The 24085-nt window shown below is 70.3% G+C and carries 23 protein-coding genes and 1 pseudogene; 14 read left to right on the top strand and 10 right to left on the bottom strand.

From position 1 onward, the window contains the following. Position 1: 1 nt before the first annotated feature. The 3 genes from ACZ4EG_RS42515 to ACZ4EG_RS42505 form a co-directional block, all read right to left on the bottom strand. Complete coding sequence (locus tag ACZ4EG_RS42515; RefSeq protein WP_467794444.1) at positions 2 to 778, bottom strand: glutaminyl-peptide cyclotransferase; 777 nt, start codon at positions 776 to 778, stop codon at positions 2 to 4. After that, on the bottom strand, positions 771 to 2618 hold the full coding sequence (locus ACZ4EG_RS42510; RefSeq protein WP_467794443.1) for a DUF4012 domain-containing protein: 1848 nt from the start codon (positions 2616 to 2618) through the stop codon (positions 771 to 773). Before ACZ4EG_RS42510 ends, ACZ4EG_RS42515 begins: the two co-directional genes overlap by 8 nt. A gap of 76 nt (positions 2619 to 2694) precedes the next feature. Then, positions 2695 to 3432, bottom strand: a complete 738-nt coding sequence (locus ACZ4EG_RS42505; RefSeq protein ID WP_467794442.1) for a hypothetical protein — start codon at positions 3430 to 3432, stop codon at positions 2695 to 2697. Between the two features lie 300 nt (positions 3433 to 3732). Here ACZ4EG_RS42505 and ACZ4EG_RS42500 point away from each other — a divergent pair, with 300 nt between their 5' ends. From ACZ4EG_RS42500 to ACZ4EG_RS42480, 5 genes are all read left to right on the top strand, one after another. After that, positions 3733 to 5184, top strand: a complete 1452-nt coding sequence (locus ACZ4EG_RS42500) for a tyrosine-protein kinase domain-containing protein (RefSeq protein WP_453554916.1) — start codon at positions 3733 to 3735, stop codon at positions 5182 to 5184. A 1-nt stretch (position 5185) separates the two neighbouring features. Continuing rightward, positions 5186 to 5731, top strand: coding sequence for an arsenate reductase/protein-tyrosine-phosphatase family protein (locus tag ACZ4EG_RS42495; RefSeq protein WP_453554918.1), 546 nt, complete (start codon positions 5186 to 5188; stop codon positions 5729 to 5731). A gap of 50 nt (positions 5732 to 5781) precedes the next feature. Next, on the top strand, positions 5782 to 6006 hold the full coding sequence (locus tag ACZ4EG_RS42490; RefSeq protein WP_467794441.1) for a hypothetical protein: 225 nt from the start codon (positions 5782 to 5784) through the stop codon (positions 6004 to 6006). A gap of 92 nt (positions 6007 to 6098) precedes the next feature. After that, positions 6099 to 7046, top strand: a complete 948-nt coding sequence (locus tag ACZ4EG_RS42485) for a sigma-70 family RNA polymerase sigma factor (RefSeq protein WP_467794440.1) — start codon at positions 6099 to 6101, stop codon at positions 7044 to 7046. A gap of 56 nt (positions 7047 to 7102) precedes the next feature. Continuing rightward, positions 7103 to 7660 carry a dihydrofolate reductase family protein gene (locus tag ACZ4EG_RS42480; RefSeq protein WP_467794439.1) on the top strand — a complete coding sequence of 186 codons (558 nt, stop codon included), beginning with the start codon at positions 7103 to 7105 and terminating at the stop codon, positions 7658 to 7660. 199 nt (positions 7661 to 7859) lie between these two features. Here ACZ4EG_RS42480 and ACZ4EG_RS42475 read toward each other — a convergent pair whose 3' ends face one another. Together ACZ4EG_RS42475 and ACZ4EG_RS42470 are read right to left on the bottom strand one after the other, a co-directional pair. Next, positions 7860 to 8402 carry a GNAT family N-acetyltransferase gene (locus ACZ4EG_RS42475; RefSeq protein WP_453554926.1) on the bottom strand — a complete coding sequence of 181 codons (543 nt, stop codon included), beginning with the start codon at positions 8400 to 8402 and terminating at the stop codon, positions 7860 to 7862. 107 nt (positions 8403 to 8509) lie between these two features. Next, positions 8510 to 8986, bottom strand: a complete 477-nt coding sequence (locus ACZ4EG_RS42470) for a sigma-70 family RNA polymerase sigma factor family protein (RefSeq protein WP_467794438.1) — start codon at positions 8984 to 8986, stop codon at positions 8510 to 8512. 77 nt (positions 8987 to 9063) lie between these two features. Here ACZ4EG_RS42470 and ACZ4EG_RS42465 point away from each other — a divergent pair, with 77 nt between their 5' ends. The 3 genes from ACZ4EG_RS42465 to ACZ4EG_RS42455 all read left to right on the top strand — a co-directional run bounded on the left by ACZ4EG_RS42465 (position 9064) and on the right by ACZ4EG_RS42455 (position 12259). Next, positions 9064 to 9423 (top strand): hypothetical protein, encoded by a 360-nt coding sequence (locus ACZ4EG_RS42465; protein ID WP_467794437.1) that lies wholly within the window; start codon positions 9064 to 9066, stop codon positions 9421 to 9423. A gap of 513 nt (positions 9424 to 9936) precedes the next feature. After that, a complete protein-coding gene (locus tag ACZ4EG_RS42460) occupies positions 9937 to 11682 on the top strand; it encodes an FG-GAP-like repeat-containing protein (protein ID WP_467794436.1) in 1746 nt (581 codons plus the stop codon). Positions 11683 to 11713: 31 nt separating this feature from the next. After that, positions 11714 to 12259, top strand: coding sequence for a hypothetical protein (locus tag ACZ4EG_RS42455; RefSeq protein ID WP_467794435.1), 546 nt, complete (start codon positions 11714 to 11716; stop codon positions 12257 to 12259). 53 nt (positions 12260 to 12312) lie between these two features. Here ACZ4EG_RS42455 and ACZ4EG_RS42450 read toward each other — a convergent pair whose 3' ends face one another. The 3 genes from ACZ4EG_RS42450 to ACZ4EG_RS42440 form a co-directional block, all read right to left on the bottom strand. Then, positions 12313 to 13518 carry a flotillin family protein gene (locus ACZ4EG_RS42450; RefSeq protein ID WP_453554935.1) on the bottom strand — a complete coding sequence of 402 codons (1206 nt, stop codon included), beginning with the start codon at positions 13516 to 13518 and terminating at the stop codon, positions 12313 to 12315. A gap of 12 nt (positions 13519 to 13530) precedes the next feature. Further along, a complete protein-coding gene (locus tag ACZ4EG_RS42445; protein ID WP_453554937.1) occupies positions 13531 to 13782 on the bottom strand; it encodes a hypothetical protein in 252 nt (83 codons plus the stop codon). A gap of 288 nt (positions 13783 to 14070) precedes the next feature. Next, complete coding sequence (locus ACZ4EG_RS42440) at positions 14071 to 14406, bottom strand: hypothetical protein (RefSeq protein WP_467794434.1); 336 nt, start codon at positions 14404 to 14406, stop codon at positions 14071 to 14073. Between the two features lie 291 nt (positions 14407 to 14697). Between ACZ4EG_RS42440 and ACZ4EG_RS42435 the strand changes: the two genes are divergently transcribed. The 6 genes and pseudogenes from ACZ4EG_RS42435 to ACZ4EG_RS42410 all read left to right on the top strand — a co-directional run bounded on the left by ACZ4EG_RS42435 (position 14698) and on the right by ACZ4EG_RS42410 (position 20812). Further along, complete coding sequence (locus ACZ4EG_RS42435; protein WP_467794433.1) at positions 14698 to 15504, top strand: hypothetical protein; 807 nt, start codon at positions 14698 to 14700, stop codon at positions 15502 to 15504. A 202-nt stretch (positions 15505 to 15706) separates the two neighbouring features. After that, positions 15707 to 16048: a hypothetical protein gene (locus ACZ4EG_RS42430; RefSeq protein WP_453554943.1), complete on the top strand. Its 342-nt coding sequence runs from the start codon at positions 15707 to 15709 to the stop codon at positions 16046 to 16048. A gap of 414 nt (positions 16049 to 16462) precedes the next feature. Next, positions 16463 to 16903, top strand: coding sequence for a VOC family protein (locus ACZ4EG_RS42425; protein ID WP_453554945.1), 441 nt, complete (start codon positions 16463 to 16465; stop codon positions 16901 to 16903). Positions 16904 to 17080: 177 nt separating this feature from the next. After that, positions 17081 to 17203, top strand: a pseudogene (locus ACZ4EG_RS42420) (site-specific integrase); the annotation flags it as partial. A 652-nt stretch (positions 17204 to 17855) separates the two neighbouring features. Beyond that, complete coding sequence (locus tag ACZ4EG_RS42415; RefSeq protein ID WP_467794432.1) at positions 17856 to 19634, top strand: sensor histidine kinase; 1779 nt, start codon at positions 17856 to 17858, stop codon at positions 19632 to 19634. A 257-nt stretch (positions 19635 to 19891) separates the two neighbouring features. Beyond that, positions 19892 to 20812: a slipin family protein gene (locus tag ACZ4EG_RS42410; protein ID WP_467794431.1), complete on the top strand. Its 921-nt coding sequence runs from the start codon at positions 19892 to 19894 to the stop codon at positions 20810 to 20812. Positions 20813 to 20932: 120 nt separating this feature from the next. Here ACZ4EG_RS42410 and mgtA read toward each other — a convergent pair whose 3' ends face one another. Together mgtA and ACZ4EG_RS42400 are read right to left on the bottom strand one after the other, a co-directional pair. Beyond that, positions 20933 to 23593, bottom strand: coding sequence for a magnesium-translocating P-type ATPase (gene mgtA / locus ACZ4EG_RS42405; RefSeq protein WP_467794430.1), 2661 nt, complete (start codon positions 23591 to 23593; stop codon positions 20933 to 20935). A gap of 300 nt (positions 23594 to 23893) precedes the next feature. Continuing rightward, positions 23894 to 24085 (bottom strand): hypothetical protein (locus ACZ4EG_RS42400; RefSeq protein WP_467794429.1); only part of this gene is annotated, 192 nt, incomplete at its 5' end.

The following is a 24085-nucleotide window of genomic DNA, read 5'->3' as shown; positions in this document are numbered from 1 at the left end:
GTCAGGCGGGGACCAACGCCACCTTGAACATTTTCGGCCAGAACTTCCCGGTGACCAGGAACTGATCCGTGCCGGGGACCGCCGCGATTCCGTTGAGCGTGGCCCCCGGGACGAGTTCGTCGGCGCGCAGCAGTCCGGAGGCGTCGATGCGCGCCGTCACCGCTCCCGTGGCGGGATCGATGCGCACGATGCGGTCGGTGAGGAACACGTTGGCGTACACCGCGCCGCCGACGCACTCCAGCTCGTTCAGCTCCGTCACCGGCCGGCCGTCCTCGGTCACGGTGACCTCGCCCGTCCTCGCGAGCGTGCCGGGGTCACGGAACGTCAGCCGTGCCGAGCCGTCGCTGGTCACCAGCCGGTTCCGGTCCCGCTGGAGGCACACGCCCCAGCCGTCGTCCGGGTACGGGACGCGACGCAGCTCCGCAAGTGTCCTGGCGTCGCGCTCGATGGCGGTCCGGTCCCGCCAGGTCAGCTGCCACAGGGTCCGGCCGAGCACGGTGATGCCCTCACCGAACAAGGGCGCGGGGAGCGCGACGCGCACCGTGGGCTCCTTGCCCAAGGGCCCCGCCCGCACCGAGGACTGGCCGGACAGGCCGGTGCCTTCGTAGAGCGTGCCGCCGGCCATCTCAAGTCCCTGGGTGAACGCCTGCGGGTCGTGCGGAAAGGTCTTGAGTACCTTGACCCGCAGCTGCTCGACCTGGTGCGCCGGCGGGCGTGCCGCCAGCAGCAGTGCGGCCGTGAGTACGGCCCCCGCCGTGCGGCGCACGCGCTCAGACACGGCAGGCGCCGCCCGGCTCGATCGTGGTCCGCTGCGGCATCACCAGAGACTGCCGCAGCAGCGCCGGCGTGCCGTCCGCGTGCGGCTCCCGCAGATGCAGCACCAGGGTGCGGCTGGAGCCCGCGGGCAGCTCCAGGTCCTTCGTGAACACGGAGTGGCCGCGTTCGAGGGCCGGCGCGAGCAGTGCGCTGCGGCCGTCCAGGGTGGCGTCGGTGAGGGTGGCTCCGACCCCGGCGTAGTACGACACCCTCAGGCGGTTGTCCCCCGGGCGGGTGCGGTAGGGAGGGTGGTCCGCCCTGAGGGTGACGTAGTCGGGCAGGCCAAAGGCCGGTGCCCGGTTGGTCAGGGTCATGCGTACGGTGACCGCGCGCCCGTCGCCGGAGCAGGCGCCCGCTTCCCAGGTCAGGCTGCGGTCGAGGTAGTAGTCCAGCTTGCCGCCGGCCGCGTTGTTCACCACCATTCCCGCAAAGGGGCCGGGGGTGTCCGGGAGCGCGCCCGCGTAGGGGCGGGATTCCAGGAGGCGCTGCTCCGCAGGGTGGGCGCTCCAGACCTTCAGCCGTCCGGCCCGCTGGGCGTCGTTCACGGCGACGAGCAGTGCGGGCAGCCGGTGCGTGTCGTCGAGCGCCCCCATCAGCCGTGCGGCGGCGGCACGGGCGGCGTCGACGAAGAACGCCTTGCGCCGGGCCACGTCGTCGTACTTCGCGTAGCTGGTCCGCTCGGTGAGGTCCACGACGTTGCCGGGGGTGAGCTCGGTCCCGTCGGCCATCCGGGCCGGGCCGGTGACCTGCAGGAGACGGCTCAGCGTGACCGGATCGACGGCGATCGCCCCGTCCACCCGCTCGCCGGTGTGCTTGCGCCAGGCCGCCGCCCAGATGCGGGCCGCGTAGGGGAAGTGCGGGCTCATGTTGGAGTTGGGCCAGGTATGGGAGGGGTCGCTGCCCGCGTACCGGGTGTTGAACTCCGCTCCGAGGTCGATGTCCGGCTTTACCGTCTCCATCTCCGTGTTGTTGCCGAACCGCTCGAAGGACAGCCGGCCTCGGTCGGCCCGCAGCACGGCGAAGGCGCCCGGAAGGCCGCCGGTGCCGCGCGACTCGGCGAGGTTCTGGAACGCGAGGAAGTAACGCCGCTGTCCTTGCGTGCCGAGCATGGGCGGCAGCACGCGAGCGGCCACGGATGCGTCGGTCATCACCGGGGCGAGGCGGTCCAGTTGCTGCTGCAGCCCGGCGCGGGCCCGGTCGGCCGCCGGCAGCCAGGTGGACCGGGGCAGACCGTGCACATCGGTCCTTACCTCGGCCACGACGTCCGCGGCCCGGGCGATGTCCCGCCCGTGCTGTTGCAGCCCCGCGAGGGCCTCGGACATACCGCCGCCGCCCCCGTCCTGCGTGGCCGGCGGCAGGACGTCGGTCAGCGAGGGCAGCACATCACCGGCCAGCCGGTCCACGGCGTAGGCGGCGCCGCGCACGGTGCGCACGGGCCCCCCGAGAAAGGGCAGTTCGGCAACGGAGTACCAGGCCGGCCCGGTGGTGAGACGATGCGCCCGAGCCGCGTGGTCGGCGGCCGAGCGCACGGCCTGTTCCGCCGCCCGGGCGGGCACCGTGCCGGAGGCCGAGCCGGCCGCCACCGAGTGCCGCAGCGCGTCGAGGTCCTGCTGGGCCGCGAGCAGTTCCCGGCGGGCGAACACCCCGGTGACACCGATCCAGACGGCACCGGCCAGCGGGAGCAGCGCGGCGGCCAGCAACGCGGTCCTGAGCAGGCGGCGGCGCCCCGGTGAGGTTTCGCCGGAGGAGTCTGCGGAGGGGTCTGCGGAGGGATCTGCGGAGGAGTTTTCCGCCCCGGGCATGCGGATGGCGTCCCGGCCGGGGCCAGGACGCCGTTCCACTTCAGTACGGATGTCTCGCTCCGTCATGAACTGCCCGTCATGAGTTACGGCGACGGCGTACGGCCAGCGTCGTGCCACCGCCCGCCAGGAGCAGCGCCGCGGCGGCGCCGCCCAGGGTCAGGGCCTTTCCGTTGCCCGTCTCGGCGAGGCTTTCGCCGTTGTGCTGCTGAGCCTGCTGCTCGTAGCTCACCGGGTCGGTGACCAGCTCGCGGTCGTGGGATCCGTTGTTCCCGTCGTCATGTCCGTCGTGCCCACCGGGGTGCTGGGTGGGGCTGTGGGTCGGCTTCGGGGGCTTGGTCGGCTTCGGGGGCTTGGTCGGCTTCGGGGGCCTCGTGTGTGTCGGAGTGGGCGTCGGAGTGGGCGTCGGCGTCGGGGTGCCACCGACCCCACCCACGATGAAGATGGTGACGCCGATGCTCTGGTCGGGGTTGTCCCCGGTGAGCCGGAGGACGTGCCAGCCGTGGGGGGCGTTCTCCGGGATGGTCACCGTCCCGGCCACCGATCCATCAGCCCTGGCCTGGAAATGGCCGAGGACGATCGGCGTCGATTCCAGCAGCACCGTGATGCCCTGGAGGGGTTCGAAGACTCCCGCGGGCGTGTCGAAGCTCAACAGGTCTCCGGCATTCACCGTCGTGGTGCTGACGTTCAGGGGCGGAGGCGACCCCGGGTATGGCTGCGCGTAGGCGGCCTGTGCGCCAACCAGGGGTGCCGCGATGAGCATGGCAGCCGATGCCGCCGATGCCAGGGCAACCCGCCATTTGGGCGATGTCGTCATCTTTTTCACTCTCCTCGTCTCGACTTCAGTCCGGGCCAGGCTGCAGCGTGGTCGTGATCAAGATTTCGGGTACCAAGGATCTTGATACATGGAATAAGTGGGACATACCGACAGCTATTGGTGTGGCGGCACTCAGAAGCCATCGGATGGTGGAGTGCTTGCCCACCGTTGGCCTACGTCGCCGCGTCGGCTCCCCCCGTTTGAGTGCTCGAGTCCCTATGTTTCGGTGTGCCCATAGGGAACAAGGCATTTCATTTCGGATAGATCCCTCGGTCTGCGAGGGGTTATGAGGGGTGCAGCTTGGATCTCCACGGATTCCTTAGAGCTATTGCCAGACGCTGGCCGACCTTCCTGGTCTGTCTGGTCCTCGCGATCGGCGCGGCACTCGCCGTGACCGGCCTGAGTACCCCCGTCTACGAGGCGCGGACCCAGCTCTTCGTGGCCACCCCCAGCAGTGAGGACACCGCCCAGCTGAACCAGGGGCAGAACTTCTCGCAGGCGCGCGTGCAGTCGTACGCCTCGATCGTGACGACCCGCCAGGTCACCGTTCCCGTGGTGAAGAAGCTGAAGCTGCGCATCACACCGGAGGAACTGGCGTCCCGGATCACCGCCGTCGCCCCGCTCAACACCGTGCTCATCGACATCACCGTCCGGGACACCGTGCCCAGACGGGCGGCACGCATCGCCAACGCCGTCGCGGAGCGGTTCAGCGTGGTCGTCGAGCAACTGGAGACGCCCAAGCGCGTCGTCCAGCCGGCGAAGGGGGCTGCGCACGCCTCGCCCGTCTCACCCGTCTCCCTGGGCGTCACCCAGGAGGCCGTCACCCCCATCCATCCGGTCTCGCCCCGCCCGCTGCTGAACCTGGCCGTGGGCGGGCTCGGCGGACTGCTGCTCGGTGCCGGACTCGTCGCCCTGCGCGAGACCCTCGACACCACGCTCAAGACGAGCGAGGCGCTGGGCGAGTTCACCGCGCTGCCGGGTCTCGGCACCATCCCGTACGACAGGAACGCCCCCAGGCAACCGCTCGTCAGCACCGACGGGCGCTCCAACCGCGCCGAGGCCTTCCGCAAGCTGCGTACCAACCTGCAGTTCTCCCAGGTCGACGACCCGCCGCGGATCATCGTGGTGACCAGTTCGCTGCCCGGCGAGGGCAAGACCAACACCGCGGTGAACCTCGCCCTCTCGCTCGCCGAGGCGGGCGTCTCCACCTGCCTGGTCGATGCCGACCTGCGCCGCCCGTGCGTGGCCAGGACCTTCGGCCTCGTCCGGGACGCCGGTCTGACCACGGTGCTGATCGGGCAGGCCCGCGCCGAGGACGTGATGCAGCAGGTCGGCGGTCGGCTCTCGGTGCTCGCCAGCGGCGCCGTACCGCCGAACCCCACGGAACTGCTCGCCTCGGCACGCATGCAGGAGGTGCTGCGCGAGCTGGCCGACACCTACGACGCCGTGATCGTCGACACCGCGCCGCTGCTGCCGGTCGCCGACACCGCCGGACTCGCCTCGCTCGCCGAGGGCGCGCTGCTCGTCGTACGCGCCGCGAAGACCAGCCGGGATCAGGTCCGTTCCGCCGCGGAATCGCTGGACCGCCTGGGCGTCCGCGTCCTCGGCACCGTCTTCAACATGGCTCCGGTCCCCAGGGGCGACCGCTACGGCGCCTACGGGCCCTACGGCGAGCTGCCCGCACCCCGTGTGTCGGCCCCCCAGGAGGAGACCGCGGCGCCCGCGGCGACGCGACTCGCCGGCGAAGGATGACATGACCCGGGTCCTGTTCGTCTGCACGGGCAACGTCCACCGCTCGGTGCTCGCCGAGCGGCTGCTGGCCGCGAAGCTTCCGCCCGGCTCGGCCGTACGGCCGAGGAGCGCCGGCACGGAGGCATGGCCCCGGCCCGGCATGGAGAGCTCCACCAGGGCGGTGCTGGAGAAGCTGGGCGGCGACGGCTCCGGCTTCGAGGCCCGCCCGCTCACCGCACGGCTCGTCGAGGAAGCTGGGCTGGTCCTCGGACTCGCGGGCGAACACCGGGAGGCGGCCGTGCGGCTCGCGCCGGCGGCGATGCGGCGCTGCTTCACCCTGAAGGAGTTCGTGCGGCTTGCGGTTGCTGTCGACGTTGTGGACGTCGTCGACGCTGTGATCGCGGCCGCGGCGGGTCGCCGGGGCAGCGCCGCCCCGGTCCCGCCGGCCGAGGACGACATCGCGGACCCGTGGGGAAGGCCGCACCCTGTGCTGTACGAGTGCGCCCGCGAGATCGACGGTGCGGTGAGCACGCTCGCGCGGCTGCTGGGCGGCGGGGCGAGCGCCTGACGCAATGCCGCGACGCGACGCTGGTCGTGGGGTTGGGGAGGGAAGCGGCGTTGATCTTTCGTGGAGTGCTCGCACTGCTCGCGGGCGGCGCGTTCACGGCGGTGTCCTGCGGCTACCGCGGTGTCGACGTGTGGGACCGGGACTGGGCGGACGTGGTGTTCACGCGGCGCACCCGGTACGCAACGCCCTGGCGGAGCCTGACCACCATGCGGATCAACTTCGGGATCGCGGGAGCGATCTTCCTGGTGCCCGGCCTGTACTTCCTGACGCACTGACTGCGGCCGGGCACTTACGGGACCCCGTCAGCGGCTGCCGTCGTCACCGCCGTCGCCGAAGGTGAGCTGCCCGGGTGCGCCATGATGGGCCCGTGGACTTCGAGCCGTACCGGGGCGAGTTGGTGGCGTACTGCTACCGGATGCTGGGCTCGTTCGACGAGGCCGAGGACCTGGTGCAGGAGACGATGCTGCGGGCCTGGAAGGCCCGTGCCCGGTACGACCGCACCCGCGCGTCCGTGCGGACCTGGCTGTACCGGATCGCGACCAACGCCTGCCTGACGGCACTGGAGGGGCGGGCCCGGCGGCCGTTGCCATCCGGGCTGGGCGCACCCAGCGAGGATCCCGGTGCGCCGCTCACTTCGGCCCTCGACATCCCCTGGCTGCAGCCGTTCCCCGACGCGCGGTTCGATGCGGAGGCGCGGACCGACCTGCGGCTCGCGCTGGTGGCGGCGATGCAGGTCCTGCCTGCGCGGCAGCGAGCCGTGCTGGTGCTGCGCGAGGTCCTGGAGTTCACCGCTGCCGAGGTCGCCGAGCAGCTGGGGACCACGGCCGCGGCCGTCAACAGCGCGTTGCAGCGGGCCCGTGCCGCCCTCGCCGGCGTGGGTGGCGTGGACGAGATCGACGAGATCACGGAGCCGGACGATCCCGAGGCACGCGCGGTGATCCAGCGGTATGTGCGGGCCTTCGAGGCGGCCGACGTCCCCGCGCTGGTGCAACTGCTCACGGACGAGGCGGTCCTGGAGATGCCGCCGGTGCCGCTGTGGTACCGGGGCAGCCGCGACTACGGCCTGTTCATGGAGCGTGTGTTCCGGATGCGGGGGACGGGCTGGACCATGACGCCCCTGACCGCCAACGGGCAGCCCGCGCTGGCCGCGTACGCGCCGGAGCCCGGCGGCGGGCATCGGCTGCACACGCTGCAGGTCCTCACCGTCGCCGGCGGGCGGGTCGCGCACAACGTCGTGTTCGCCGATCCGCACGTGTTCAGGGCGTTCGACCTGCCCCGGCGGATTTCTTCCGACGGATTCCGCCGGGCGCGATGAGTGGGGCCGATGCCGCCGGTATGTACGGCTAGGCATCGAGCGAAGGGACACCCATCGTGAGCGTCATCGTCATTGAGTTCATCACCCTGGACGGATTCGTGTCCGACCCGGACGGCTCCGCCGGCACGCCGACCGGCGGCTGGGCGTTCCAGCACGGTCCCGAGGCGGTCGCCGGGGACAAGTTCCGGCTCGGCGGCACCCTCGACGACGGGGCGCTGCTGCTGGGGCGTACGACCTGGCAGTTGTTCTCACGCATCTGGCCCGGACGGGACGACCCGTTCGCCGCGCGGATGAACGCCGTACCGAAGCTGGTCGTCTCCCGCACGCTGGCCGACACCTCGACGTGGACGAACTCGCGCCTCGTCGACGACAGTCTCATCGACGCCGTCAGGAACGAGAAGCGGGACGTGATCATCACCGGCAGCCTGAGCGTCGTACACGCGCTGATGGCCGAGGAACTGATCGACGAATACCGGCTGTTGACCTTCCCCACGATCCTCGGCACCGGGCGACGGCTCTTCCCCGACCACGGCCCGCACACCGACCTGGAGTGCGTGTCGGCCGAGCGTTCCGGCGCCGCCGTCCTTGCGCGGTACCAGAGGACGGCACGATGACGGTCCATGCACGAAGTCGCCGGCAACAGCGCTGCACCGGCCGCCGTGGCAGCCGGTGCAGCGTCTCCTCGCGGTCCCGGTTCTCAGTGCTCGGCCGGGGGCGCGGCGGCGGTCAGGCCTACCGTCAGCGCGGCGGTCGCCAGCGCGCTCGGACATACCCCGGCTCGCGGCCGCGGTGCACCTGCCGCTCTTCGGCAACCTAGGCCGTCGAGTCCGGCTTCCAGTCCTGGGCGAGGAGTCCGAGCAGTACCTCGTCCAGGAACTCGCCCATCACCCAGGCCGAGGAGCGCAGCACGCCCTCGCGGACGAAGCCGTTGCGCTCGGCGGAGCGCAGCATCGCGGTGTTGTCCGCGAGTGTCTCGATCTGCAGCCGCTGCAGACCGCGCACGATGAAACCGTAGTGGCACAGCACCGCGACCACGTCGGTGCCGTAGCCCTTGCCGCGGGCGGACGGCAGCAGTCCAAGGCCGATGTGTGCGGAGCGGTTGTGGTTGTCGATGCCCCACAGGGTCGCGGTGCCGACCAGGGTGCCGCCGTCCAGCTCCACCACGGAGAACGGGACGTGCCCCTGCTCCTTGTCGTCCACCACGAGCCGTGGATCCTTCGAGCCGGGCGTGATCGGCCGCCACGGCCCGCCTTCGGCCCGCGAGGCGTTGACCACGTCGTCGTAGAGCTCGGTCCGCAGGACCGGGATGTCGTCCTCGTGCCGGGCCCTGAGCCCGACCTTGCCGCCTCGTAGCATGCGTGTTTCCTATCCGGCCGGACTGACCCGCGGCAAATCAATATGCGGCGGCTCGATCGCTTCAGGGGGCGCCAGGCCGTTGTCAGCGGTCAGGCCGTTGTCAGGGGTCAGGCCGCTGAGCTTGTCGGGGTTGCCTGGAAACGCAGGTTGTGGATACGGCCGTCACCGAGGTCGAAGGAGAGGGCGCCGACGGTGTGGCCGTCGAGGGTGGCCAGGATGCCGAGTTCGCCGTTGATGATGACCGGCTCCATGGTCAGGGCGGCCAGTTCGGGCTTGGCCAGGAAGCCCAGGAGCCGGCGCGCGACATGGCCGATGCCGTGGAGCGGGCGACGGGCCGCGGTGACCTTGCCGCCGCCGTCGGACCAGGCGGTCACGTCGGGGGCGAGCAGTTCCATCATGGCGTTCAGGTCGCCGCCCGCGCAGGCGTCCAGGAACTGAGCGGTGATCTGCCGGCGCCGGTCGGCGTCGGCGTCGTACGGTGAAGCCGGCGCCGCAGACGGTGACCGTGCCGCCGGCCGCGGCGACCTCGGTGAGCCGGGCGGTGAGCCGGGCGGCGATCTTTGGGGTGTTGAGGGTGAACGCATGGACATCCGCGCCGGGGACGTTGCCGGTGTCGGTCGAGCTGCCCAGCGCGTGGACGAGCGTGTCGTAGTCGAGGGACATGGCGCCGTCCACGGTGACGCGCCGGGTCTCCGGGGCGATGGCGGTGGCGGTGCCCTGGACGAACGTGACGCCGGTACCGGCAAAGCAGGTCGGGGATCCGGTGGTCGGTCAGCTGCTGCCCGACGGCGATCTGGTGCATCCGCAGCCGCTCGACGAACCGGCTCGACGGGTTGACCAGGGTGATCTTCAGGCCGGTCCGGCGGGCGCGGTGGGCAAGCCGGACAGCGCCGAACATACCCGTGTAGCCGGCGCCGAGAACGACGATGTGGTGGCCGTTGGTCATCTCAGTCCCCCTGGGTCGGTCACCGGCCTCGGTGCCGGTGACACCCGTGGGACAAGGAACCCCCGCTGGACGTGACAGGCCGCAGATATGACCCGTACCACACCGGTGCCCTTGAGGTAGGTTTGGATCAAGGTCGGCAGTGATCTGCCGAAGACATGCATGCCGGGCCGGAGCACGGGGGAGTCCGACCAACTCGCCCGTCCGGCCACGGCTCGCGGAACGGGGGACTCATGACCAGGTACCAGTGCGTGCCCGCTGCGGCGGGCGCGATTGCCGTCGGCGCCGGAATCGAGCTTTCCCTGAAGTAACGGCTGGAGCGGTGCAGTTGTCGCGGTAGCGGCCGCGGACCCGGGTATCACCGTGCCTGCAGTCGGGCTTGGCGGCGTCGGGCTTGGCGTGCGTCGAGCCGACTGGGCCGCCCGTAAGGGACCACCAGCCTGCCAAGAGCGCCATACATGTTGAGGAAGCATGCGCATAACTCGCATACACAAACTACTGATGTCAGCCGGTGCGCTGGTCCTGGCAACTGCCACGCCCGCCATCGCCGACACTCCTTCTCCTACTCCCTCTATTGCGCCCTCTACGCCCGTGCCCTCCGCCGACGCCGACGTTGACGTTGACCATGCGGTCGAAGACGGCCAGTGGACGAGCGAGGCGGCCGAGAAGTTCTGGACACCCGAGCGGATGGCCGCGGCCGCGCCGGACTCTCCCCGCCCCGATGCGCCCGCCGGCTGGAAGCCCGCCGCACGCGGGTCGGGCGCGGCAGCCGCGGCAGCCGCCAAGGACGGCTACTACTTCGGCGGCGTTCCCACGGTCGGCACCTTCTTCCACTACACAAGGAACCCCGCCACCGACCAACTGGAGGGGCGGTTCTGCTCGGCCGGCGTCATCGACAGCCCGCAGGGCAACGTCATCCTGACCGCCGCACACTGCTCGGGCGGCAGCAAGGGCATGTTCGTACCCCGCTACGACGGCGCGGCGACGAACCCCGCCCCCTACGGCCGGTTCCCGGTGCAGAAGTGGATCCGCGACTCCCGCTGGTACAAGGTGGGCGACCAGCCCACCCGTGACGCCTATTCCGACCTGGACTACGCCTTCGCCCGGGTAGGCACCAACAGCAGCAACCGCAGCCTCCAGAAGGCGGTCGGCGCCGCTCTCAAGCTCGGTCAGGTGAACGGCGACTACAGCCGGACCGTGACGGTGGTCGGCTACCCGGGAAGCCACAACCCGAAGAACCGGCCGATCATCTGCCCCGGCGTCACAACCCGGCAGCTTCGCGGCTACCGGCAGCTGCGCATGGAGTGCGGCGGCTTCTACGGAGGCACCTCCGGAAGCCCCTGGATCACCGGCCTGAACACCACGACCGGCAGCGGAACCGTGATCGGCAACCTCGGCGGCTACTACGGCGGCGGCCTGGAGAACAACAGCGACCGCATCTCCTTCGCCGTCACCTACGACAAGCGTGCCCTGGAGATCTACGCAGCCGCGAAGAACAACACCGAACCGCCGCAATACCCGCGCGGCTACAGCATGTACCCCACCGGCGGCGGCCTGTGGACCAAGGCCAAGAAGACGGCCTCCGGTGACTACAACGGCGACGGCAAGGCCGACATGATCGTGGTCTGGACGGACGGCGAGGTCACCCTCTACACCGGTGACGGCAAGGGCGGCTTCTCCGGCGAGAAGAGGATCACGAAGTCCGACACCTGGAAGAACGCCAAGGTCATCGCCGGAGGCGACTTCAACGGCAGCGACTCCTCCGACCTCGTCGTGGTCTGGACGGACGGTGAAGTCACCCTCTACACCGGCGACGGCAGGGGCGGGTTCGCCAAGGAGACGCAGCTCCAGAAGCCCAACGACACCTGGCGGAACGCCACCCAGATCACGGCTGGACGCTACAGCGACAACAAGTGGACCGACGACCTCATGGTCCGCTGGGTCGACGGGGAACTCTCCCTCTACACCGACGTCGACGGCCGGGGCCTCCTCCACGAGCACAAGCTCCAGGACCCCGACGACACCTGGAAGCACGCCACGATCCTCACCGCCGGCAACTTCACCGGTGGCCCCAACTGGGACGTGATAGTGCGCTGGTCGGACGGCGAGCTCTCGCTCTACCGCGACGCGAGCCCCTCCGGTGTGGGAACGGAAGTCCGGATGCTGTCCTCTAACCAGCTGTGGACCCACGCCTCCGTCATGACCGCGGGCGCCTACACGCAGGGCGAGCCCGACGACCTGCTGGTGCGTTGGTCGGACGGTGAGACCACCCTCTACACCGACACCTCCACCACCCTCGGCCGTGAACACATGCTCGTGCCGCCCAAGGCCGGCTGAACCCCCCTCTCAGGAAGGCGAGGTACGCGCGATGTACCTGCGCGCTGCAGCGACCGCTCTCACCGCGACCGTCATCGGCCTCACGGGCTCCCACACAGCCTCGGCGGCGGACGGTCCGGGCCTGAGCATCAGCATCCGCGAGAACGACAGCGACAGCACCGGGGACGGCCCGCTTCAGCAGGGTGCGCCCGTCGTGGTCACGTCCGACGTCGACCTGACCTCCCTGGCCGCGGACGGCAACGGCCGCTTCACCGTGAAGTCTCCGGCGTTCACCAAGGACGTGACCGTGGAGATGCGGAAGAACAGCTTCGGGGAGGGCTACGGCACCATCAGCTGCGACATCGGGCCGGGAAGCTACCCGGTCGACATCGCCGTGCGGCACGAGAAGTCCGCAGCCATCGGCAACCGGGGCCACCTGACCGTCACCATCAAGGACGACAACGACCGGTACTGCGGGCAGGCGGCCGGTTCCTCCAGTCGTACCGGCACTGTTGCCGCGGTCGTCGGCGGCGGCGCGATGGCCCTCGCCGCCGCCGGCTACACCGTCATGCGCCGCCGCAGGACCAGGAACACCTGACGCGGACCATGGGCGCCCGGACGACTCAGCAGTGAGCGCGCTCGGTCGCCGCCCTAGTCGACGTCCTGATCGACGTCCACCGGACCGTCGTTCGACTTCCTCCCCTTGTTGGTGGGCAGTTGGAGCAGGCCGCTGCCGCTGCCCTCGCGCTCCTCCTCGGTTCGCCGTCCGTCGGTGTCCTGGCCGTTCAGGTTCTGTCGGACCGAGTCGAGGATCGTCAGGCCCTGGGACACCAGACCGGCGGCGATCTCGCCGAGGCCGTCCGCACCGTTGAGGACGTTGACGTTGGCGCCCGCGAGGCCGCCGGCGGCCTCCTTGACGATCTGCGGGAGCTGGTCGATCAGCATCCGGTCGAGGGCGACCCGGTCGTACGACGCCGCCGCCTCTGCCTGGATCTTCATCCGCTGCGCCTCGGCGGCCGCGAGGATCCTGACCCGCTCGGCCTCGGCCTCGGCGGGCTTCACCACCTCGGCGACCAGCTGCTGCTGGCGCAGCTTGGCCTGGCGCTGGGCCAGCTCCGTCTGGGCGGCGAGCACCTCCTGCTGGGCGTGCGCCTGCGCCAGCGGTCCGGCCTGCCCGGCCTGCGCCTGTGCGCGGTCCACCTCGGCCGAGTACTCGGCCTTGACGATCGCGGTCTGCCGGGCGTACTCCGCCTGCTTACGGGCCGCAGCCTGCTGCGCCTCGACCGCGGCCTGGGTGGCCTGCGCCTGGGCGATCTGCGCCTGCCGCTGGATGGCTGCCTTGTGCGGCGCGGACATCGCGTCGATGTAGCCGGTGTCACCGTCGTCGATCGACTGGATCTGCAGCGAGTCGACGATCAGCCCGATCTTCGCCATCTCCGTCTTCGACGTGTCCAGCACCTCCGCGGCGAGCTTCTGCCGCTCGGTGACGATCTCCTCGACCGTCATCGAGCCGATGATCGCCCGCAGGTGCCCGGCGAAGATCCGGCCGGTGAGCACGGACATCTGCTCCTGGTCGGACAGGAACCGCTGACCGGCGTTGATGATGCTCTCGTGGTCGTTGCCGACCTTGAAGGCGATGACCGCTCGGACGTGCAGCGCGATGCCCTGCCTGGTCACACAGGTCTCGGTGACCTCGGACTCACACATGGACAGCGTGAGGAACCGGACCTTCCGGAACACCGGCAGCACGAACTTCCCGTGCCCCGTGACCACTCGGAACGGCGCGCCCCCCAGTCCCCGCCTGCCCCCCGAGATCAACATCGCCTCGTCGGGAGCGGGTACGCGGTATCCGAACATTCCTGTTACTCCTCAGCCGGCCTCGGCGGCATCCCCGCCGAGCGCGTCCAATGGATCCACCCACTCGATGACGCCGACCTCGCGGCATCCCCGTGATTCGATCACGAGCACCGTGGCGCCCACGGGCAGGGGCTCCTCCGACCAGGCGAGAAACGTCTCGGAACCACCTCTGACGCGCACCAGGACTTCGCCGGGGCCGGTGGAACCGCGAGTCCCGATGAGTACCTTCCCCGTGCAGCCGATCACGGCCTCGTCCTGCGGCATCACCGGCCGTCCTCCTCCACCTGGCCCCATGATTCCGACGATAGACCCAGTCCGGCCGGGACCCAACGGGCGGGAGGCCTCGGACCGAGCCACGGGGACGGACGGGCGGCGACGATGCTCGGCACTGACGGACTAGACCCACGCCCGGGCGTCAACCGCACGATGCGACACATGGCCGGAGGGCCGAAGACCGTTCCTCGCGGTCTTCGGCCCTCCGGCCCGGGTGGCGGTTGCGCCGACTACGACGAAGGGCGGCAGAAGGTGCTGCGGCCGGCCGCCGAGGTGGGGCTAGCGGTCGCCGAAGTAGCGGTAGTGATCGTGGCGCCGGTCGCTGTACCAGCCGTAGTGCCGCCCCTGATCCCAGCCGTAGTGCCGCCCCTGGTCCCAACCGCGGTTCCGCCCCTGGTCCCAGCCGCGGTCCCAGCCCTGGTGCCGGTCGTCGAAGCGACCGTCGTGGTCGTGGTCGATCCCGCGACTGTGTGAGTAACTCCTGCCGCTGTCGCGGTCGTGGTCGTGGTCGCGGTCGGCTCCGGAGGCCAGGGCCGGCACGGCGGCCGCGCCGACGAGGGCCCCCGAAGCCACCAAGTTGGCGATCAGGCGGACCGTCGTACGAGAAACAGACATGAATCCATCACCTCACGTTCGTGCACACCGCCCCTGGCCGGGCACGGCGTGCAATCCGGAATCCCCGGCTCAGCGCCGAGGCCCCACACTGTGGCCCTCCACGGCGACACGAGACGTAGGAAAGATCCGCGGTTACAGGGTGCAGACAGGCCCGTGACTCTCCCTTGTATGGGCCACTGAGACGGGGGAAGGGGGCTGGCCACCGTCCCTGTCCCGACTCGGTCCTCCGAACGGCTCAACGGCTTCAGTAACGATGCGGGGCCTCTGTTCGGGGGACGCGCTGCGGCGCCCGTGCGCGGGACACCGGAATCACATCGAGTGCGCTTGCGGCAGTCTGCTTGGATACCGGAGATGACGACGAGTTCTCCTGCTCCCCGCGCGGACGACGCCGATTCCGACCGCCTGAGGGCCCTGCTGGAACGTGCCGCCACGGGCCGGGACAGCCAGGCCTGGAGCGACCTCTGGACGGAGCTGTACCACAACGGCTCTCTGGATGTCGCCCATCCGCTGGTGCTGCACACGCTGGCCGACATGGCGCAGGCCGACGAAGCCGACACGGCAGCTTCGGCCCTCCACCTGGCCGGCGCTCTTCTCGTCCAGGCCGACCAGCGGTACGAAACGGGGAACCTGCGGCACCAGTACGCGCCGGAAGTCGCATGCCTACTGGGCGCAGCAAACCGGTGGCGGCAGGTCACCGCCGACCGGAACGACTACTGCTGTCTGGTTGAGGCGGTCCTGAACCTGGAAGGCGACATCCACTGGGCGGAGGACTTGATCGGTGGCGTCGTCGGCGAGGAATACGAGGTCGAGTGCCCCGATCCCGACGGGTGCGCGTCGCTGTGGGTGATTCTCGGAGAGCGGGGCTTCTTCAGTGCAGCGGAGGACTACGCCCTCTCCGACGACGTCAAGACCTTCCCTCTCCATCCGGCCGATCCCCGTGCCCTGGAAGGTCTCGGTCGGCGCATCTACGACCTTGCCCTGGCCGACGGCCATGAGGAAGTCGCGCGTGCCCTGACTCATGCCTTCGGTGAGGCGACTTGCCCGGAGTGTGAGCAGCGCTTCTCTGTCGTCGGGCAGGTCATCGCCGGGTACAGCTGAGAACCGTGTGGGGTGGCGGGGGTTCGAACCCACGCGGGGTTGTCCGCCTCTGTCTGTCGGCGTTGTCACGCACTTGGACACTCACTTGCTCATCGCGGAACCGCGCATGCCGTGTTTGATGTCGTGCTGTGTCGTGGACACAGCCAAGCCGAGCTCCAGCTCCTGTCTCCCCTGGGCGGTCTCCGCATTGTTCGGAGCTGCTATGGGCGGCGTCGCCTGGTCGCTGACCGTCTGGGCACGCGCGTATTGCGACGCGGGTTACGACGCCGGCGGACGCTTCGAACTCAACTTCTTGCTCCCTCTGGTCGTGGGAGCCGAAGCACTCGTCGGGCTCGTTGCGTGGGCCATCGGCCGACGCCTGGTGCTTCGCGCGCCGACGGTGGTCCGCCTCTCACTGCCGACGCTGCTGGTGGTTGTTGCGACGGTGGGGCCGGCATGGTGGTTCTTCGCGACCCGGGGAACGCTGGACGGCTATCCCGGCGACTCCGGCCTCTGCCCCGTGAGTAACGTCCCGCCCCAGTGGCCTGCCTGGATCCCCGTCTGATCAGCCACAACTGATCATCGGCGGCGGTGACCTGCGGCCGCCGAATCCCCCGCTTCAGGAGTTCGATCCGAGCCCGCGTGGGGCGCTGCTGGTTGCGGTACATCACTGCTGTACCGCAACTCCCGTGCTGCCAGGCCGTTGTCAGTGTCCCCTGCTGGCTTGCCTGGTGGAGTGAGACCGGTCAGAGAGCCTTCGAGGTCCGCGGTCAAGGGGGGTGGGCACAAAGGTCCCCGGGAGCCACCTCGGGACTATGTTGCAGGCCACAGACCCCACCCCCCTCATTCCCCGGCCAACACGACGCGATCCAGATTTTTCGGAGTTCGGCGGTCTGTGGATGTCGAGAACGTGCCACCGGCTCCGTCCCAGGGACATCAGCGGCACCACCGGCCGCACGAGGAAGAAGGAGAGACCAGCATGGCGATTCTGCGGATGGACAACGTCGGCATCGTCGTCGAGGACATGGATGCCGCCATCGCGTTCTTCGTGGAACTCGGTATGGAGCTGGAGGGCAGGGCGGAGGTCGAGGGCCTCTTCGCCGACCAGTGCACCGGACTCGACGGCGTCCGCTGTGACATCGCGATGGTCCGGACCCCGGACGGTCACAGCCGGATCGAGCTGGCGAAGTACCGCAGCCCCGCGGCGATCAGCGCCGGGCCGCGCAACCGGCCGCACAACATTCTGGGCACGCACCGCGTCATGTTTGCCGTCGACGACATCAAGGACACCGTTGCCCGCCTGCGCCCTCACGGCGCCGAACTCGTCGGCGAGATCGCCCGGTTCGAGGACAGCTATCTGCTCTGCTACCTCCGCGGCCCGGAGGGCATCATCGTCGGACTGGCCGAGCAACTGCGCTGAGAAGGAGAACCGAAGCATGCAGCCGGACGGAAGCTCCTCTTCCAGGTCGGATCACGGTGGCGGCTCGGCGTGAGCCGGCCCGCGGTGGTGGGCCATGACCCAAGGGGCAGAAGGGCGGGCAGCATCCCGCGGCGATCGGGCAGGCGCGAGCGGAGCGAGCCCTTGAACCAGTAGAGAAAGGGCGCAGACCGCTACGACGTGCCCGAGCGGCCGGTTCTCACGGTGCCGGAAGTCTTCGCCGTCGCCGACGCGATCGGGCCGCGCTACCGGCTGCTCGTGCTCCTGGCGGCCTTCACCACCAGGATTCGAACCTGCGACACCCGCTTTAGGAGTCTTCTCCGGGCGGGTTCGTGACCTGCGGAAACGTCGGTATTTGGGTGCTTGGCCCGGGAAAACACTCCTGCATGGTGCTCGTGTGTTCACGAGGTTTCCCGGCCTCATGTGTGCCGGATCCGTTCCGGCCGGGGCCGGGCGCTTGCGGAGACACCGGCACCCGTGGCGCGAGGACGGGCTGACGTCCGGCGTGAGGCTCAGCCGGGGCATGGGCATCCGGGAGCTGCGCGCGTGACCGGGGGCGTATCTTCGGCGGGCCTTGCGGTGGTGTCCATCGGGCGGCCCCGTCCCAGACAGCTTTCAGCCGCCTGTGCCTGTCACTTGCCGGGAACAGCGTCGTCGTGCGTCCGAAATGCTCTCCATAGGTGCCCAGGCTGCTCCCGGCCGTGGCGGACGGCGCATCTGACGTTTTCCGGGGCGGAACGGGCGATCGCCGAAGCCCTGGCCCGGCTCGTGCGGCACGTCCGTCGTTTCTGCGAGCGCCCTTCCCGGGACAGAGCCGGAGACCGAGGGCGTCCGGCCGTGGGGCGCCGACCGCGTCGGTTGCCGGCCTGTCTGCTCGATGCGACGTTCGGACGTTGTTCCGTCCACGACGGGTCGACGGCGGCTTCCCGGATGCATGCTGGAGGGACCAGAGGGAGTCTTCCTCCCGAGGGGAGCCGGAGTGGACGAGGACACGGGCGCTACAGAGCGCACCGGGGACGGGGCGGCGCCCCAGTTCCGGTTGGACGAGCAGCTGCAGGGCATGCAGGCCCAGATCACGCGAGTGCGTTCCGCCCGGGAGCGGGTGCACGGACTTCTGGAGGCGGTCCTGGCCGTCGGGACCGGTCTGGACCTGGGTACGGTCCTGCGGCAGATCGTGCGGTCCGCAGTCACCCTGGTCGACGCCGAGTACGGGGCGCTGGGCGTACTGGGCGAGGAAGGCGGTCTCGAAGAGTTCGTCACGGACGGGATCGATGAGAAGGCCCTCGCCGCCATCGGGCACCCTCCGGAGGGCCGGGGCATCCTCGGACTGCTGATCCGTGAACCGCGCCCGCTGCGGCTGGCCGACCTCAACGAGCACCCGGAGGCCGTCGGTTTTCCGGCCGGGCATCCGCCGATGCGGACTTTCCTGGGCGTTCCCCTCCGGGTGCGCGAAGCGGTGTTCGGCAACCTGTACCTGACCGAGAAACGCGGTGGGGCCGAGTTCGACGCCGATGACGAGGCGGTGCTGGTGACGCTGGCCGCAGCGGCCGGGGTGGCGATCGACAACGCCCGGCTGTACGAAACGGTGCACCGCCGTGAACGCTGGCTGGCGGCCAGCGGCGAACTGACCCGCAGCCTGCTGTCCGGCACGGCCCCGGCCGAGGTCCTGGACATCTTCACCGACACCGTCCGGGAGATGGCCGACGCCCATCTGGTCGCCCTCGCCGTGCCCGTTCCCCGCACCGGCGACCTGGTCGTGGAAGCCGCCGCGGCCCCGGACGCCGACCGCGTACGCGGGCTGGTCCTGTCGGCCACCACGTTGGCCGCGAAGGTCTACACCTCCGGCGAGACGATCACGATCAGCGACTGGAATTCCGACCCTCGGACCGAACACGACACCGCCCTCATGCCGCTGGGGCCGGTCTTCCTGGTCCCGCTCGGCACCCCCGAACACGTGCGGGGCGTCCTGCAGGTCGCCGGTCTCCCCGGTCGTTCCGCCTTCGCCGACGCGACAGTCGCCATGATCGCCGGATTCGCCAACCACGCCGCACTCGCCCTGGAGATCGCCGAGCACCGCCGCGCCGCCGAACAGCTGCTGCTCCTCGGCGACCGTGACCGCATCGCCCGCGACCTGCACGACCTGGCCATCCAGCGCCTGTTCGCCGGAGGACTGGCTCTGCAATCGGTCCTCGCGCAGGTCTCCGACCGCCCGCGGGCCGCAGAGGCCGTCCAACGGGTCGTGGACGACCTCGACGGCACCATCGGGATCATCCGATCGACGATCTACGCCTTGGGGCAGCGTGACAGCACCGGGCACACCCCCCTGCGGACGCGGCTGGGCGCCGAGGTCGGCGAGGCCGCCGCGACCCTGGGTTTCACTCCCGCCCTGGGCATGACCGGCCTGTTGGACACCCGGGTCGCCGACGACATCGCCGACCAGTTGCTCGCCGTGCTCCGCGAAGCCCTCGCCGAAGCCGCCCGGCACACCCACGCAACCGCCGTGGACGTCACGGTCGACGCCACCGCCACGCACCTGAGGCTGCGGGTCTGCGACAACGGTCGCGGCGTCGACCCGGCTCGCGCCCGTCGCAGCGGACTGGCCGCCCTCCGCATCCGCGCCACGGAACTCGGTGGCACCCTCACCGTCGACCGGCACCGGCCCACCGGCACCACCCTCGACTGGACCGTCCCCCTGCCCGCGGACAAGGGCTGACCTCTCGCCTGTGCGGGGGGGCCGCCACGGTGGGGACCGTTCGGCCCATGCGGTGTGCGTGCGCGCCGGGCGATGCTGGACACACGGCCGGTCCCGAGGCCCCTACGGCATCGGGCGCCCGGTGCCGGTGAATCGCGCTCCTCGCGACGGGACACGAGCACATCACGAGGTGCTCGCCCCCTGGCGTCATGTGCTCCGCCGACCCGTTTCCCAGGACCACGCGCGAACGCCGCGGTCCTCGTCCCGAGGAGCCTCGCATGCAAGCCCTGATCGTTCTCATCGTCGTGGTCGGCCTCCTGGCCCTCATGGCGCTCGCCCTGGCCGTGAAGGTCGTCAAGCAGTACGAGAAAGGGGTGCTGTTCCGCTTCGGCCGACTCGTCGGAACACGCTCCCCCGGGCTGCGGTTCATCATCCCGTTCGTCGACGTCCTGCACCGGGTGTCGCTGCGGGTCGTCACGATGCCGATCCAGTCCCAGGGCATCATCACCAAGGACAACGTCAGCGTCGACGTCTCCGCCGTGGCCTACTTCCGCGTGGTCGACGCCGTCAAGTCGGTCATCGCGATCGAGAACGTGAACTCCGCGATCAACCAGATCGCCCAGACCACGCTGCGCAAGGTCGTCGGCCAGCACACCCTGGACGAGACCCTGTCCGAGACCGACCGCATCAACCTGGACATCCGCCAGATCCTCGACATCACCACCGCCGAATGGGGCGTGGAGGTCACCCTGGTCGAGCTCAAGGACATCCAGCTGCCCGACACCATGAAGCGCGCCATGGCCCGCCAGGCAGAGGCCGAGCGGGAGAAGCGAGCGAAGATCATCAACGCCGAGGGAGAGTCCCTGGCCGCAGCCGCCCTGGGCGACGCCTCCGACACGATGATGGCCCACCCGCTCGCCCTGCAACTGCGCAACCTGCAGAGCCTGGTCGAGATCGGCGTGGACAAGAACACCACCGTCGTCTTCCCGGCACCGCTGATGAGCACCATCGGAGAACTCGGCTCCTTCCTCGCCCGCGAAGCGACCGCGGCCGTGGCCACGGTGCCGCCGGCTCCCGCACCCGCACCGGCCCTCGGGACTCCCGCCACGGTGCCGCCGTCCCCCACCGCCGTACCGGCCCTCGGCCTGACCGACTCCGCTCGCGTGCCGGCACCGAGCGGGGCGACCGAGACCAAGTGAGGGCCCCTGCGGCCGCGAGCCTGCGGTGACCCACGGCGCATGTCCGCCCGCCGGGTCACCGCAGGGTGATCCCCTTCCCTGTCCGCGCCCCGCCGTACGCCGCGGGGCCGACCGTCCGCATCACGGCGGGCCGCCGGCCGGCGTGGGGCGGGGCGCGGCAGTGCTGAAGCGGCCGGCACGGCGCCGCAGGTGGCGACGGTCGGCGTAGTGCCGGGGAGCCGGAGGTGCCACTGCCACGGCCCCGTAGAACAGCCGTTTGCCGATTTCGATGAGGACCAGGTAGGCGAGGACCATGCCGACCAGCGCGGCGAAGAACGCCCCGGGAAGCGGCTGGAAGCCCAGGGCGTGGGCGAGCGGGGTGGCCGGCAGCGCCGCGCCGACCAGGACGACGCCGAGCGCGGCGAGAGTCAGCGGCAGGCTGGGGTGGCTGCGGAAGAACGGGATGCGCCGGGTGCGGATGGCGAAGATCACCAGGGTCTGGGTGGCCAGCGACTCGACGAACCAGCCGGAGCGGAACTGGGCCGGCCCGGAGTGGAAGACCCAGAGCATGACGCCGAAGGTCAGGAAGTCGAACACCGAGCTGAGCGGCCCGAAGGAGATCATGAACCGGCGGATGAAGGCGATGTCCCAGTGCGAGGGCTTCCGCAGTTGTTCCTCGTCCACGTTGTCGGTGGGGATGGCGAGCTGACTGCTGTCGTAGAGAAGGTTGTTCAGCAGGATCTGTGAGGGGAGCATCGGCAGGAAGGACAGGAACAGCGAGGCGCCCGCGGCGGAGGCCATGTTGCCGAAGTTGCTGGACGTGCCCATCAGTACGTACTTGATGGTGTTGGCGAAGATCCTGCGGCCCTCGGACACACCGTCCGCGAGGACGTCGAGGTCCTTCTCCAGCAGGATGACGTCGGCCGCGTCCTTGGCGACGTCGGTGGCCGAGTCGACGGAGATGCCCACGTCGGCGGCGTGCAGAGCCAGTGCGTCGTTGACTCCGTCGCCCAGGAACGCCACGCCGCCGCGGCTGAGCCGTTGTGCGTGCACGATGCGGGCCTTGGCCTCGGGACTCACCCGTGCGAAGACGGTGGTCCTGGTGATCGCTTCGGCCAGCTGTGCGTCGTCCAGGGCGTCGACCTCGCTGCCGGTCATCGCGCCCGCGTCGGTGAGCCCCAGGTCGTGGCAGACCTTGGCGGCGACCGCGGCGTTGTCGCCGGTGACGACCTTCACCGCGATTCCGAGGCCGGAGAGTCTGCGCAGCGCCGGGGCGGCGTCCGGCTTGGGCGGGTCGAGGAACACCAGCAGCCCGGCCAGGCTCAGCCCCCGCTCGCTGTCGGGTCCGACGGTCTGCGTTCCGGGGGCGACGGGCCGGGTGGCGACGGCGACCACCCGGTTCCCTGCGGCGAACTCCGCCGCCAGCGCTGCACGGGCTTCGGGCGGGACCTCGACGCAGCGGTCCAGGACGGTCTCCGGAGCACCCTTGGTGACCAGGCTCGAACGCCCGTCCCCGTCCCGTACGAGGACCGAGACCATGCGCCGTTCGTGATCGAAGGGCAGCACCGCGACCTGTGTGTACCCGTCCAGGGCGGCCCGCTCGCCCGCGGCGGCCGGAGACCGCCACAGGGCCTGGTCCAACGGGTTCCCGCCGACGTCCTGCGCGTCCCGCGCCGCGTTCTCGGTACTGAGCAGTCCCCACCGCACCACCGCCTCAAAGCCGTGGCCGTCGGCGGGAACGGCGCGCATGTACTCGATGCGGCCCATGGTGAGCGTGCCGGTCTTGTCGGTGAACAGGACATCGACATCGCCCAGGTCCTCGATGCAGACCAGCCGCTTCACGAGCACCTTGCGCCGGCTCATCCGGCGCGACCCGGCGGCCAGGCTGGTCGAGACGACCGCGGGCAGCAGCTGTGGGGTGATACCGACCGCGATGGCGAGCGAGAACAGCAGCGCGTCGATGACCGGCTTGTGCAGGACGACGTTGATCACGAAGATCGAGGTGGTCAGCGCGCCCGCGACGTAGACCAACAGCAGCGAGAAGCGCCGCAGGCCGACCTGGAACTCGGTGTCGAGCGGGTGGGTGTCGAGCCCGGCGGCGATCTTCCCGAACTCGGTGTGCGCCCCGGTGGCCACCACCACCCCGCGGGCGGAACCGGTCCGGACGACCGTGCCCATGAGAGCGCATCCGGACAACTCGGCCAACGGGGTCCCGGCCGCGACCGCGGCGAGGTTCTTGTCCACCGGCAGCGACTCGCCGGTCAGCACCGACTCGTCGCACGCCAGACCGGTGACCTGCAGCAGCCGCAGGTCCGCCGGAACGATGTCGCCCAGACGCAGTTCCACCACGTCACCGGGGACCAGTGCCGTGACATCCACCAGGGTCGCCCGGCCGTCGCGCAGCACCACGGCCTGGTGGCGGATCTGGGAGTGCAACGCCTCGGCCGCCTGCTCGGCCCGGTACTCGTTGACGAAGCCCAGCCCGACGGACGCGCTCACGATCACCCCGATGATCATCGCGTCGCTTCGCTCGCCCACCAGGAAAGACCCGACAGCGGCCGCCATCAGCAGTCCGAGCAGAGGAGAGCGCAGCTGATGCCACAGCACAGGGAACACCCGGGCATGGTGTGTGGCGACCGCGTTGGGGCCGAACCGCGCCTGCCGTCGTACGACATCCTCGTCACCGAGGCCCTCGGCGGCGCCGACACCGAGGTCACGGAGGACATCGTCCCCCGGCAGGGCCGCCGCCGACATCACCCCGGGCGCGAGCACGGACTCCTGCGCCGGAGCGGAGACGCTCACCAGGCCCCGCCTTCCGGGCAGGGCGCACCCTCCCGCACACCCTGGTACCGGCCGTTCCCACGATCCCGGCACTGCCGCCCGGTCATACGCATCGCCCCCCTGGGCCCGGTGAGGACGCGGGGCCCGAAGACCCGGCGCGCTCCAGGATTCCAGCATCGCACGCCCAGCGCGGCCCGACGGCCGGCACGTGGCGCACCCGCCGGGTACCACCGAGGAACCCGCCCTCACCCCGGCACACTGCACAGCTGGGTCCCGGGCGGGTGCCGCTGCCGTCCGCGCTGTTTGCCGTCCGCGCTGCCGTCAATCGAGCGTGCGAAGACCCCGCGCCCGAAAGGAGCGACGCCCCGCCCGGAGGGCCAAGATCAGCCCTATGGCTGCCAGCACGCCGTTGAGACTATCCATGATCATGACGACACGGTGAGGCGCCAGCAACAGGCTCGGCACCTTGGCGCTGATCATCCCCAGGCCCATGAGGAGGGGGAGCCATGCCCA

Source organism: Streptomyces sp. NPDC025638, assembly GCF_055558775.1.
This window is presented reverse-complemented; position numbering and strand designations above follow the sequence as displayed.

What these genes read in the sequence shown, in the direction of transcription:
- ACZ4EG_RS42510 (WP_467794443.1), bottom strand. Translation starts at nt 2,618, where the DNA reads ATGCCCGGGGCGGAAAACTCCTCCGCAGATCCCTCCGCAGACCCCTCC.
- ACZ4EG_RS42505 (WP_467794442.1), bottom strand. Translation starts at nt 3,432, where the DNA reads ATGACGACATCGCCCAAATGGCGGGTTGCCCTGGCATCGGCGGCATCG.
- ACZ4EG_RS42495 (WP_453554918.1), top strand. Translation starts at nt 5,186, where the DNA reads ATGACCCGGGTCCTGTTCGTCTGCACGGGCAACGTCCACCGCTCGGTG.
- ACZ4EG_RS42475 (WP_453554926.1), bottom strand. Translation starts at nt 8,402, where the DNA reads ATGCTACGAGGCGGCAAGGTCGGGCTCAGGGCCCGGCACGAGGACGAC.
- ACZ4EG_RS42470 (WP_467794438.1), bottom strand. Translation starts at nt 8,986, where the DNA reads ATGCGTTCACCCTCAACACCCCAAAGATCGCCGCCCGGCTCACCGCCC.
- ACZ4EG_RS42465 (WP_467794437.1), top strand. Translation starts at nt 9,064, where the DNA reads ATGGCGCCGTCCACGGTGACGCGCCGGGTCTCCGGGGCGATGGCGGTG.
- ACZ4EG_RS42455 (WP_467794435.1), top strand. Translation starts at nt 11,714, where the DNA reads ATGTACCTGCGCGCTGCAGCGACCGCTCTCACCGCGACCGTCATCGGC.
- ACZ4EG_RS42450 (WP_453554935.1), bottom strand. Translation starts at nt 13,518, where the DNA reads ATGTTCGGATACCGCGTACCCGCTCCCGACGAGGCGATGTTGATCTCG.
- ACZ4EG_RS42445 (WP_453554937.1), bottom strand. Translation starts at nt 13,782, where the DNA reads ATGCCGCAGGACGAGGCCGTGATCGGCTGCACGGGGAAGGTACTCATC.
- ACZ4EG_RS42440 (WP_467794434.1), bottom strand. Translation starts at nt 14,406, where the DNA reads ATGTCTGTTTCTCGTACGACGGTCCGCCTGATCGCCAACTTGGTGGCT.
- ACZ4EG_RS42430 (WP_453554943.1), top strand. Translation starts at nt 15,707, where the DNA reads ATGGGCGGCGTCGCCTGGTCGCTGACCGTCTGGGCACGCGCGTATTGC.
- ACZ4EG_RS42425 (WP_453554945.1), top strand. Translation starts at nt 16,463, where the DNA reads ATGGCGATTCTGCGGATGGACAACGTCGGCATCGTCGTCGAGGACATG.
- ACZ4EG_RS42415 (WP_467794432.1), top strand. Translation starts at nt 17,856, where the DNA reads ATGCTGGAGGGACCAGAGGGAGTCTTCCTCCCGAGGGGAGCCGGAGTG.
- ACZ4EG_RS42410 (WP_467794431.1), top strand. Translation starts at nt 19,892, where the DNA reads ATGCAAGCCCTGATCGTTCTCATCGTCGTGGTCGGCCTCCTGGCCCTC.